Origin of the sequence: Paenibacillus amylolyticus (assembly GCF_036894225.1) — a bacterium.
In the GTDB taxonomy this organism is placed as follows: Bacteria; Bacillota; Bacilli; order Paenibacillales; family Paenibacillaceae; genus Paenibacillus; species Paenibacillus amylolyticus.
On record NZ_CP145892.1, the window covers coordinates 596747 to 608587 of the forward strand.

The 11841-nt window shown below is 50.1% G+C and carries 10 protein-coding genes; all 10 read left to right on the forward strand.

What is annotated here, in order from left to right; translation table 11 throughout:
- The first annotated feature begins 5 nt into the window (after window positions 1-5).
- Entirely contained in the window at window positions 6-728 is a 723-nt protein-coding gene (locus tag V6668_RS02800) for a hypothetical protein (protein WP_036672138.1), read from the forward strand.
- Window positions 728-1885: an acyl-CoA dehydrogenase family protein gene (locus tag V6668_RS02805; protein WP_051449817.1), complete on the forward strand. Its 1158-nt coding sequence runs from the start codon at window positions 728-730 to the stop codon at window positions 1883-1885. The genes V6668_RS02800 and V6668_RS02805 overlap by 1 nt, the downstream gene beginning before the upstream one ends.
- Entirely contained in the window at window positions 1878-2846 is a 969-nt protein-coding gene (locus V6668_RS02810) for a hypothetical protein (protein ID WP_036672135.1), read from the forward strand. Before V6668_RS02805 ends, V6668_RS02810 begins: the two co-directional genes overlap by 8 nt.
- An 18-nt stretch (window positions 2847-2864) precedes the next feature.
- Window positions 2865-4253, forward strand: coding sequence for an MATE family efflux transporter (locus V6668_RS02815; RefSeq protein ID WP_036672133.1), 1389 nt, complete (start codon window positions 2865-2867; stop codon window positions 4251-4253).
- Between the two features lie 27 nt (window positions 4254-4280).
- Window positions 4281-5462 (forward strand): arginase family protein, encoded by a 1182-nt coding sequence (locus tag V6668_RS02820; RefSeq protein ID WP_036672131.1) that lies wholly within the window; start codon window positions 4281-4283, stop codon window positions 5460-5462.
- 2 nt (window positions 5463-5464) lie between these two features.
- A complete protein-coding gene (locus V6668_RS02825) occupies window positions 5465-6442 on the forward strand; it encodes a hypothetical protein (protein ID WP_036672129.1) in 978 nt (325 codons plus the stop codon).
- A gap of 25 nt (window positions 6443-6467) precedes the next feature.
- A complete protein-coding gene (locus tag V6668_RS02830; protein WP_036672126.1) occupies window positions 6468-7775 on the forward strand; it encodes a M16 family metallopeptidase in 1308 nt (435 codons plus the stop codon).
- A complete protein-coding gene (locus tag V6668_RS02835; RefSeq protein ID WP_036672123.1) occupies window positions 7768-8991 on the forward strand; it encodes a M16 family metallopeptidase in 1224 nt (407 codons plus the stop codon). The genes V6668_RS02830 and V6668_RS02835 overlap by 8 nt, the downstream gene beginning before the upstream one ends.
- 34 nt (window positions 8992-9025) lie before the next feature.
- Entirely contained in the window at window positions 9026-9832 is an 807-nt protein-coding gene (locus tag V6668_RS02840) for a 4'-phosphopantetheinyl transferase family protein (protein WP_036672121.1), read from the forward strand.
- A gap of 107 nt (window positions 9833-9939) precedes the next feature.
- Window positions 9940-11751, forward strand: a complete 1812-nt coding sequence (locus V6668_RS02845) for a S9 family peptidase (RefSeq protein WP_036672118.1) — start codon at window positions 9940-9942, stop codon at window positions 11749-11751.
- Window positions 11752-11841 lie beyond the last annotated feature (90 nt).

Below are 11841 nucleotides of genomic sequence, written 5' to 3' on the forward strand. Positions count from 1 at the left end.
TGACAATGCACGTTATTGAATTCCAGGGCCCAGATGCTAAGCCCGTCGGATCAAAGGCAGCAGGCAACCCCGTAGCTCCGATATCGGAAATGTTGGAGGCAAAAACCTTACTGGTGAACAATCGTCCAGTGCTTTTGGCAACAGGTCCCTACGTGCTCGCAACCGCTCATCTCATGGAACAAGATGCTTTACTTTGGCATGAACAATCAGCAGGGCTGTATCGTTGGAACCAACTACATGCCGTTCATGTGCAGGATCGGATGCTTGAGCCCTCTGGACTACTGTTATGCCGGGTACAGCCGAACGAGGGCGAGAAGGCAGAGACATCAGGCGAGAAAGTGACCTCGAATGAGCTGAGAACACGCCTGCTTGAGTTCCGCGTAGAGCTGTGCAAGGCTGGATTGGAGCAGGTTCGCAGGCATTTGTCGGTGCGAATATCGGGCGGGCAATCCACGTTTCAGCACCAGCTCGTGAAAGGCATGGTCGCTGACATCCTGACAACGCTCTACATGGCGGAAACGTTGCCTGAAGACCGCTTCCTCTCAGCAAATCCAGGTCTTCCATCGGTCCGGGTTCATGCGTGGATACATCAGGAATTGGACGAAGCTTTCAGACAGATTCAACGTCTTGGCGGCGGTTTCGGTTTTTTGAGACATGGCGTATCTGCATATACATATGCAGGCCAACTGGTGAAAAACATGCTGTTGCCAGCTAAGGAGGAATATTGATGATTACTCCATCAACAATTGCGATATTCGAGCATGTGATGAAGCAGTATGCTGTGGAGCTTCGTCAGATCGGCCAGACGATTGACCGGGAGCCAGACCGACTCACCGATTTTTTGCACACGTCTGCCCTGCAGGCCATCAATCATATGATGATTCCCCCGGAGTATGGCGGCCAGCCAATTGTAACCATAGGTCAGGATCGATATTATGGACTCTCTTCGCTGGAAAGAGTCATTACGATCGAGCAGTTGTCCGCAGGAGATGCGGGCGTTTTTCTGGGAGGACCTGGGCCTTCCATGTCCAGCATCGTCATGATTGACTTGGGCGATGAGGAACAGAAGGAGCGCTTTTATAGCCACTTTCTGAAAGGTCCGGCCTGGGCTGTTTTTGCCTTGTCAGAGCCGGAGAAGGGTTCAGATGCAACCGAGATCAGCACGCGGATTACGCGACATCCGGATGGGGGAATGGAGCTAACCGGACATAAATTCTACATTGGGAACGGACACCGGGCGAGTATTGGACTGGTATTTGCCCAGACCAATCGTACGCCTCTGGGCATTCAGGTCGCTATAGTTGATCCTTCTCTGCCGGGTTTCACAGCAACCCCGCTGGACACGATGGGGCTTCGCGGTCTGCAACTCAGCCATCTGCAATTCGAGGCTTTCCCACTGGAAGAGAAAGATATTCTGGGTCGTCATTTAAGCCCAACCAAGCGTGGACTGTGGGGAGCACTGCGTACATTCCACCGGATGCGCCCTAGTGTGGCGGCATTGGCGCTTGGTGTTGCACAGGCTGCTTATGATTATGTTGTGGAGCACAGAACGATCTTCACAGAACGTGAAAAGACAGAATTGGAGCGATTGGAGATGCGTCTGCATGCGCTACGCAGCATGATTCGGAATGCAGCAGTAGAGATTGACCATGATGCGAATAAGGGATATCTGGCTTCCCTCAGTAAAATACGGGCTGCGTCAGTTGCCGAGGAAGCGACGGAATGGGCACTGGAGATGATGGGGCCAGGTTCCATGCTGGAGCATCCTCTGTTGAACAAATGGTATCGCGATGCAAGGGCCTTTGAGTTCATGGAAGGCACAACGTCCATTCAGAAGATTAGCGTTTTTCAGGCGTATGCCAACGGGAAGATGCAGCATGTCTGATTCACTTCATGGTGATATTGGCGCACCAATCTATGTGGATCATATTTGCTGGCTTACTGCGGAGGATCATCTGTACACGCTGGATTGGCCAACACCGGATGATTATGTTTACGTATCGCCGCACATATACATGGAGGATCACTACTATGGTCGCGTGGGAACGCTGACTCGCTCCCTTATGGCAGACGGGAGACGGGTGACAGCCGGTGATCTTGCGCTTATGGTGCTGGAGCAGTTGGGTACAAAGCCGCATTGGGATTGGTTGATCCTAGCCCAAACCTGTCCAGAACGTCATGCGCTGAATGCTCCACTTGCCCGAATGCTTGAAACGGCGCCGTGGCGAGTTGATCATCCACTTGGTATTACCCATATGGGTGCGCTCGCAGGCACCGAGGCCATTCAGGTTGCTCTTTGGAGCATGCTTCCTAACGAACGGACTGCGATTGTTCTGGTGGAGCAGCGAATTCTCCATGACGATGGACAGATTGCATATGGTCAACCATCTGAACCTAAGGGTGATTTGGGCGACATGGCGGTGGCGCTTGAGGTAGGCCTTGGTCAAGGAGCGTTGCAGATACACTATGCGGGAAAACGGATCATTAGATCGGATGATGCCACGGCTTTTTCATCCGAGGCACTCGGCATGATCCGCGAATGGATGGATAGCCATGGAGCCGTGCATGTCATTCTTCAGTCGAGACTGGGATTACGTCTCAATGGCAGTGCTGTTTTGCATATTTCCCCTTCTAAGACCATCTGCGTACCACGAACCGATTATCAGAGCGGTGATGTATGGATACAGCTGGCAGATAAGCTAGAGCGGGGGATCATCAGGCCGGATGATCGGGTCATGCTCGTCTCATGGGATGACGATCGGATGATATCGGCTTGTTGCGTGCATGTGATACGTCTGCCGATCCTCAGCAGGCTTACAATGAATCAAGAAATCAAGACTTCATGAATTGTGGAGGTGAACCCCATGCAGGGGATCGATTATACGGCCGGCTCGATCCATCGTTTGTTATTCCGTACGGCCGTTCCGATGCTGCTCGCTTCTCTGGTTAACGTGATTACACAACTGGCCAATGTATTCTTCTTGGGTCATACGAGTCAAAGTGTATTATATGTGCTCTCATTGTATATTCCTGTCTCATTCGTCATGATTGCCATCATCGAAGCGATGCAGCTGTCTGTTCAGGTCGCGGTGGCGCGCAGTCGTGCCGGGGGCTCACGTGCATTTACCCAGCTGTTCGTGCACATGATGGGCAGTGCAATGCTGCTTGCCATTCTGACCGGGGGCATTGTGATGTTACTGACCCCTGTGCTCTCATGGTTTTACCGTGTGCCTGCCGACATTGGGCCCATGTTTACGCTGTACGTAGGGGGCATGATGGCAGTGAGCATCCCGGCTGTCCTGGCGGCGGTGACCAGTGCGGCGTTACGAGGACTGGGCCGGGCACAGGCAGCTTCGTGGAACGCGGTTGGGATGGCGATGCTAAACATTGCTCTTGTGTATACATTTGTGTCGGTCTTCGGGTTGGATCTGAAGGGCATCATCTATGCCAACCTGATCACTTCCGTCTTGTCCTTGGCCATCTCCCTGCTGATTCTGTTCATTCGTCGGGAAATGATCTTTGAACGCTTTGCTTTTGCCCAAAAACATCTGATGGCCCTCAGGCATGTCGGTATTCCTGTGTTCATCTCGTACTGCATGATTTTTCTGAGCACATTTTTTTTCAATAAAATTGTTAGTCACTTTGGCGAAGGGGCGGTTGCTGGCTTTGGCGTTGGTTATCGAATTCAGACGATGGCGATCCTGCCGGGTATCGTGATTGGATCGGCCATCGGCATTATCATCAATCATAATTTGCAGTCGCCACACCGGCCAAGGGCCTATGCAAGCTATCGCCAAGGTCTGCTGCAATCCTTTGTTCTGTACGTGATCATTGCCGTTGCCGTCTGGATCTGGCGAGATCCGCTTATCGCATTTCTGATCGAAGACGCAGCAACCCGAGCCGAAGCGGCAAGGTATCTGTCCATCGTGGCTCTTTCCTATATTGGCATGGGTCCCATGATGACAACGTTGCTGACGATGGAACAGAGCGGGCGCGGATACCAGGCCATACTCCTGAATGCGGTGTATTTTCTGATTATTATCGCACTTGGCTGGGGACTGACTCGGGCCTTCAATGAGGTTACTTACTTCTATGCGGTGATTGCTGGCATGAATGTGGTCGGCATGTCGTCGTTCTTGCTGCCTTTCATGCGAATGCTGAAGCGGGAATATGTGGAATCGTCTGCGGATAAGGACATCAGTACAGATGGTGAAGCGACGTTGCCGAATAAGAGCTATTCCACACAGACTTGACTCTAACTACGTACAGGAGGTTTTTGCATGACAACATCAGAACCTGCTTATCTGGTACGTCGCATTGCAGATACGTGGATCGCTGCGGATGAAACGTTCAGTCAGTTTTATGAGCTGGAACCTGCGAAAGAGCTGGAGCCACAACGCCCCCCGGATTTGCCGGGGGTGGAACCTGCGGAAGCGCCTTTTTTTTTGTATGAGCCTCTCATCGGTCATCGGGCTCCTCAACTGGGGATCTTGGGTATCCCTCATTCTGGTGGGACAAGCATGTTAAACTCCTCCGTTGCCGGACTTGCGCATGCGTTACGTGTAGAATCGTGGAAAAAGGTCATCTATCCATCGTTACAAGAGTCCGGGAATTCGAGCTTGTACGATATTGGAAGTGGGAGACGATTGCTTGAGAGCGTAACCATGCAGGATTGGGGTACTTGTCTTATGAATGAAGCGGAGGCGGATACAGCTGTTCCTTATCAAAAGGGGCTTGCGGCCGCACTGGATCATGCGCTGGATCAACAGGCGCTATTGTGCTGCATTGGCGGAGACCATTCTATTACGCATGCTGTGCTTCAGATGATGGCAAAGGCCACGGGCAGTCGAAGGGTGCTGGTACAGTTCGATGCCCATCATGATTGCGGTATCGATGCCATTCATCAGGAGCATCCCAGTCACTCCAATTTTGTAAGACATCTGCTAGAGCAGGGTACGGTTGCTGCTGTTGTACAGATCGGCCTGCGTGGTCTTCGCTCAGCAGATCAGATGTACAGCCATACTGGCTTGATTCAGATATCGGCAGAGCATATGACACCCGAGAGGGTGAGCCATGTTCTGAACGAGGTAAGGCAGAAGTACGATGTCGACTCGGCTTATTTAACTTTTGACTTGGATTCCCTTGATCCGGGAAGCTTCCCGTTTGTTGATTTTCCGATTGCTGCAGGACCGACGTGGCAGAACATTCGAGACTGCGTTATTGCAGCGCTGGAGGTCCCGTTATCTTATGAAGGGATGGATATGGTTGAAGGACAGGGTGTGCAATCGGATCGGCACATTCCTGGACAATATGAGCTGGCGCTTCGAATGTTGGTCTATATGATGGATGGTATCGACCGGAATCGTCGGCGGTTTGAATCGTCTTCTAGAACTAGCGCAGCCAGGGAAGGAATGCTGTCGGGAGCGGGAGTATTCATGAATCAGGGTATACAGGAGGTGTAAGGATGAAGGATTTTCGTACATTATATACGTTACATCGGGAACAGGTCAGGGAGGAGCTGTATCGGGAAAAGACAGACGGAATTCGACTGGGATTCTTCTATGCGCTAATGAATATTGTTAAGGAACTTTCGCCTCTTCAATTGGAAACGTCACCGGAGTTGATCTGGATGGATTATCTGGCTTTTTTGCGGACGGTTGATGAACACAAAAAAAACCCTTACTCCTTTATGGATTGGGATGAAGTCGAGGGGCTTGAACATTTGCAAGCGACGCTGCAGGAAGGTGGGGCCTTGTTGAGCTGGCATTATGGATTCGTCCGGCATAACATGATTACCATCGGACAGGAGATTCGCGCAGGCCACATGAAGTCCGGCTTACCCTTCTATCTGGTGGCTGAACAAGGTACCGTAGAGCAGGAACAGAAGCTATCGTCCTGGAATACCCTACGGCAGTTTGCAGGTGCTGATCTGTTGAATGCCGAGGATGAGATGATTGGCATACGATTATATTCTCATTTGCGGAAGGGAGGTTCATTCAACCTTTTCGTAGATGGTCAGACTGGGTTCAACGCGGATAATCGCGCAGTGGAGCTTCCTTTCCTGAGTTCACGCATCCGGACGAGGAGCGGTATTTTTCGTATTTTAGCCAAGACACGCAAGCCTGTATGTCCCTATTTCATGACATTGACTGAAGATTTTCGTTCCAAAATTGTTTTCTTGCCGCCTTTCATTTTAGAAGGGGATATTCAAGAATCAGCAGGACGTGTATATGAGCCGTTTCGCAATCAACTGCTGAAGCAGCCTGCATTATGGAGATTCTGGGACCGTCACCATCAGCAAGTGATTCACTGGAAAGAGGATGAGACTAATCTTCATTCAGCGGAAGCTGAGAGTCAGGTGGACTGGTTCTCCAAGCCGCTGGAGGGATTCGGTCAGCTTGGACTGAACACCGCGAGTGGCATGATCTACAATTTGGGTTAACCGTCAGATAAGGGGGGAGGCAAGGATGCAGTCTTTCATTACGGAGCAGTACAATCGTCTATCGGTCCATGTGATGCCAACAAGCCAATACGCCAACTGTTATCTCCACCTTGGTATCGTTAACAAACAGGGAAGGATTCCCTCAGCGGTATTTGCAGTCATTGTGCGGCTGCTTTTCAGGCAGGATTCTCTCGGCAAAAGAAAGCTACAGCAGCAACTATGGTCTATGTATGCCGATGAGCTAAGGTGCGAATTGGAGGAGAAGGGGGAGACTCAGCTTGCATCCATCTGGTTGCGTATCCCTGCAGGGTTGCTGCCCGGGACCGATGCACGGACGCTCGATGCGCTGAAGCTGCTCGCAGACATGATGTTCGAACCGAGCCTTAAGGGCGGATTTGATTTTGATGAAGCGCAGATCCAGGAGGAACTTGTTTGGGCAGAATATCATGCTGGCTATGCTGTTTCCGATTGGGACAAGGTGATACGGGGGCGCAGTCTGGAGTGGCTTGGGTATGCGGGACGAAGCAGGGATGCCGACTTGGAGCAACTGCAACATTGTGTGCGTAATGGTAAATTGCAGGAATGGTACCGGGAAGTGCTTTGTAGCCCAATACATATTCATGTGATTGGTGATTTCCAATCGGATGTGATGATAGCTCAGGTCATGGAGACCTTTTTGCCTTCGATTTTCACGACTGATGGGGGAGCAACTCCATCTGTGATCGAGCAAGATCAACCTGCTGAGCACCGGGAGGAAGGCGAGATGATGCTTGAACTGATGGATGTTCAGCAATGCAAGATTAATGCGGCCTTTACCACCGAAGTGACGTATGGATCGTCGGATTATCCTGCCCTGTTTCTTTTTCATTCCCTGTTTGGCGCAACGCCAGCTTCCAGGCTTCAATCTGAGCTTCGTGAACGAAAGCAATGGGTGTATCAGATCTACAGCACGCTGGATGATTATCGGGGAATGCTTCATGTGACAACGGGAACAAACAGTGGATATGTGACAGAGGTCCTTGAAGCGATAGACGCTGAATGGCTGAGGATATGCAGGGGAGACATTCAGGAAGTGGAGCTGAATAGAGCTATTCAGAATGTGATGCATTATGTGCAAGTGGGATACGATCTGCCTGAGCAGGTGGTCAACCTTCATATCGATCGATTGCTCAACCGGGTCCAGATGACAACTCCGCAATTCCTGGAAGCCATATCCTGCGTTACTGCGGAACAAGTGGCTGAGGTAGCCTCTGGCATGAAAAAGGCTGTCACCTGGATTTTGTATCCTGAGAGCGAATATTCCGCACCAGTGCAGGAGGTGACTCATGAATAGTATTGTGAATAGCGCACCTGTCCGCAGGCGTTTATCCAATGGTCTGTCGGTCCACATTTTCCCCGAACCCCAGTTCCATCATACTTTTGTTTCGTGGTCCGTGTCCTATGGCTCAATCCATGATGGAGCCCTACCTGGCAGAGCACATTTCCTTGAGCATATGATGTTCTACAATCCGGATCAACGGCCCGTCAAGCCGTTATTTCATACTCTGGGAGCTTCGACATCTGCATTGACACGTTACGATGTAACGACTTATCAAATGGCCTGCACAGGCGATTTGAAACGAAGTCTGGAGGTGTTCACCGGCATGCTAGCTGCTCCATATTTCACCCCGATGCATGTGGAACAGGAACGGTCCGTCATTCATCAGGAGCTGTCCATGTATGCAGACCAGCCCTCCTGGCGAGCTTTGCAGCAGTTGACTCAGATGATGTATGGCAGCAATCACCCCATCACGATGGATGTTGCAGGTACACCGGATAGTCTGTACCAAATGACAACGGATGAGCTGAAGCATGCCTACAACACTCACTATGCCACAGGGAGCATGGCGATAGCGGTTGCCGGTCCGGTTGAAACGGAGTTCATTACGGATATGCTGGAAAAATTCCCTGCGATGGAACCACTGAATGGTGCCTACCTGCCAGAAGTTACACTCGACTATTTGGGCGAGGACTCCAATAAGCAATATCGAGAGATTGAATGCGGATTGTCCTTGCCACTTGTAAGGTATGGGTTCCGTGCCGAAGATGGGATGCATTTAAAAGAGCAAGTCGCTTGCATGATCGGCATTGAAGCTTTACTGGGTGAAACTTCGGATTTCCATGCGGAATGTATGGAGTTGGGTCTGCTTCATAAAGGTGCAGAATGGGACCACTATTATCGTAAGGAATTTGCCTTTTCGAACGCTTGTGGGTATTCAGCTGATCCCGTTTCTTTATATAACCGGGTTGAAGAGATGTGTGAGCATATTCAGAACGGAACGCTGTCCCTATCCAACTTCAACTATGCACGGATGAAGTGGTTAAGCAAGTATTATGCAGACATGGATTCGTTAAAACAGCGATGCATGCACGTCTCCGAATATGAGGTGATCGGACTGGATTATATACAGCTTGGCACGTATGCACTTGAATTGACAGAAGAAGAGGTTAGGAGTGGTCTTAGAACTATTGCAACGTCTACTCGTCTGCGGATGGTTGTTATACGTTAGCATGTATGTAACCCCGCATAGGGAGGAGGGCCTTATGGATTCCAGAACCGGAACAATCAGCAGCCTTCTGGCAATGAGGGCACAAGGGAATGATACGTCCATGCCGTTTTCAGGAGAACCAGAGGTCCACATTTGGACACAGACTTTGCCCATAAGGGAGGATCAACTGCAGACAGCGGCTGCCATGGACTCCGATGCAATGACTTCAGAAGAACATGAACGTATGGTCAGAATCAGCAAAACCTCACGTCTAAAGGCTCATTGCTGGATGATTTCAAGGGTTTTCTTGCGAAGAGTACTGGCACAGTACATGCAGCTTCAGGTAAGGGATATTCGATTTGAATACGGCACTTCCGGAAAGCCTTATCTCGTGGGAGGTCCGCAATTCAGCCTTTCGCATACGAATGGGCTATGTGTACTGGCGGTTACATCCACTAACAACGAGCTTGGCGTGGATGTGGAATGGGTACGTCCACTACTGCGAGAGAAAGCCATCATCCAACGTTTCCTGACGGAAGAAGAGCGGGATCATGTGCTGGAAGCCATATGTTCCGGTGAGGATTCTTCTTCCCTGCTGTGGAAAGTCCTCACAGGCAAGGAGGCCTGGATCAAGGCTTCAGGTCAATCTTTATGTGGACAGTGGAGAAATTTAAATACGATACAAGCGATACGAAATCATGAGCAATTGCTGGAATGGGCCGGACAGAAGTATGTGCTGCAGTCTTTGAAAATGGGCAAAAGCTACTCCGCATCATTATGCGTGACAGGGAGGGAGATACCACTGATACGCTGGATGAATGTGGATAATCATATACAAAGCTACGAGGGAATTGGTAATTAAATCTTACATATCTATTGTCTAAACATTGGCATTACCTATAATATGGACAAATGGTACCTTAATTTACCAATGTTAAATTCGTTGGTTCAATTCCAAGGAGGTTTGTCATGATTCAGTTCCCTAAACCGGATGTCGAGCAATATTTTCAGACGTACCGTATTTCACATTTTGCCGTATCGGCAGACGAGAAACGTTTGTTCATGGACAGCAATCTGAACGGTCAGCCGAATATTTGGGCGATGCATTTGCCTGGAGGATACCCGTATCCTTTAACGTACTTGAATCAGAGCAGTCAAGTTATCAAAGCAGACCCGCAGGGGCGTCATCTTCTTACCGCGTTTGATCGGGATGGAGATGAGAACTATCATCTATATGCACTCCCACCCGAGGGTGGTGTTCCACTGCCCGTGGTTCCGGCGGAACCGAATGATCGCTGTTATTTCGCTGAGTTGTCCGAGGATGGACAGCGTCTCTATTATGTCACCAGCGCGGGTAATCCGAATTATCTGAATTCACGCCGCATCGATCTGGAGACAGGGGAAGATGAACTGTTATACAGTGGAGAAGAGGTTACGAGCAGCCTGGTGGCTGTAAGTCCTGACGAGAAGAGTTATGTCATTTTAAAAATGTACTCCAATACGTATCAGACGGCGCATCTGTATCGTAACAATGAGGAAATGGAGATTTTGCCAGTCTCAGAACGCCATAGTCAGGTATCTGATCTGATTTTTGCAGATGATAATCGTCTTCTGCTCATTACCAATGATGACTCCGCATACGCCTATGTGGCTGAATACCGTATCGATACCCGCGAATTCCGCTTATTGTGCAGAATCGAAGGGGAAGATGTGGAGTTCATCCGCTGGCATCAGGCTTCCGAGACCTTATATTTCTGGACACTTACAGGGCCGGAGAATCGTATGTACGTATTGGGCAAAAATGCCGATGAGCCTCGGCGCATAGAGATGCCGCTGGATACGATAGAGCAGGTGAACGTTACAAAGGCTGGCAATGTGTATATCCTCGGACGTGGAGCGATCCAACCGCATAACATTTATCGCAAAATAGCAGGTGCTGAGTCCTGGGAGCCGCTGACTGCCAATCGGGTAACCGGACTGGACCCAAGTGATCTTGTGTACCCTGACGTTATTCGGTATAACTCCTACGACGGACTGGAGATCGAAGCTCTCTTGTTCAAAGCAAAACCAGAGCAGGCCAATGGTTACACCGTATTTTGGCCTCATGGTGGGCCGCAATCTTCCGAAGCAAAGTTTTTTCGGCCGATGTTCCAGATGATGCTCGCTCAGGGCTATCATATCTTTGCACCTAACTTCCGGGGCAGTACCGGGTATGGTGCGGAATTCGTTAAATTGGTTGAGCGGGATTGGGGCGAAGGCCCAAGGCTGGACTGTGTTGCCGGAATCAACTGGCTATTTGATCAAGGAATTACCTCGCCAGAGCGGTTGTTTGTGGTGGGTGGAAGTTACGGTGGATACATGACCCTACTACTAGCAGGGCGCCATCCAGAGCTGTTCAGGGCTGCGGTTGATATTTTTGGGCCGAGCAACTTGTTCACATTCCTGGAATCCGTGCCGGAAGACTGGAAGCCGATGATGGATAACTGGCTGGGTGATCCGGTCCGTGACCGCGAACGTTTAACGAAGGATTCACCGATAACGTATCTCGATCAGATGGTGAACCCAATGTTGGTCATTCAGGGTGCTAATGATCCAAGGGTCGTGAAGGCCGAATCCGATCAGATCGTGGCCGCGCTCCAGTCGAAGGGACTTGATGTGGAATACATCGTTTTGGATGATGAAGGTCATGGCTTCTCCAGGAAAACAAACGAGATTCTTGTGTACCGCCGGATGCTGGAGTTTTTGCAGAAACATCAGGAGTCACCCGTTGCACAAGCTTAAGTTGAGAGATTCCATCGTTGACTTAAATATAGTGAGATGAGGAAAACCGCCAAAGATCAAGGATGATCTCTGGCGGTTTTATACGTGCGC

What these genes read in the sequence shown, in the direction of transcription:
- V6668_RS02800 (WP_036672138.1), top strand. Translation starts at nt 6, where the DNA reads ATGCACGTTATTGAATTCCAGGGCCCAGATGCTAAGCCCGTCGGATCA.
- V6668_RS02825 (WP_036672129.1), top strand. Translation starts at nt 5,465, where the DNA reads ATGAAGGATTTTCGTACATTATATACGTTACATCGGGAACAGGTCAGG.
- V6668_RS02830 (WP_036672126.1), top strand. Translation starts at nt 6,468, where the DNA reads ATGCAGTCTTTCATTACGGAGCAGTACAATCGTCTATCGGTCCATGTG.
- V6668_RS02845 (WP_036672118.1), top strand. Translation starts at nt 9,940, where the DNA reads ATGATTCAGTTCCCTAAACCGGATGTCGAGCAATATTTTCAGACGTAC.
- V6668_RS02810 (WP_036672135.1), top strand. Translation starts at nt 1,878, where the DNA reads ATGTCTGATTCACTTCATGGTGATATTGGCGCACCAATCTATGTGGAT.
- V6668_RS02835 (WP_036672123.1), top strand. Translation starts at nt 7,768, where the DNA reads ATGAATAGTATTGTGAATAGCGCACCTGTCCGCAGGCGTTTATCCAAT.
- V6668_RS02815 (WP_036672133.1), top strand. Translation starts at nt 2,865, where the DNA reads ATGCAGGGGATCGATTATACGGCCGGCTCGATCCATCGTTTGTTATTC.
- V6668_RS02840 (WP_036672121.1), top strand. Translation starts at nt 9,026, where the DNA reads ATGGATTCCAGAACCGGAACAATCAGCAGCCTTCTGGCAATGAGGGCA.
- V6668_RS02805 (WP_051449817.1), top strand. Translation starts at nt 728, where the DNA reads ATGATTACTCCATCAACAATTGCGATATTCGAGCATGTGATGAAGCAG.
- V6668_RS02820 (WP_036672131.1), top strand. Translation starts at nt 4,281, where the DNA reads ATGACAACATCAGAACCTGCTTATCTGGTACGTCGCATTGCAGATACG.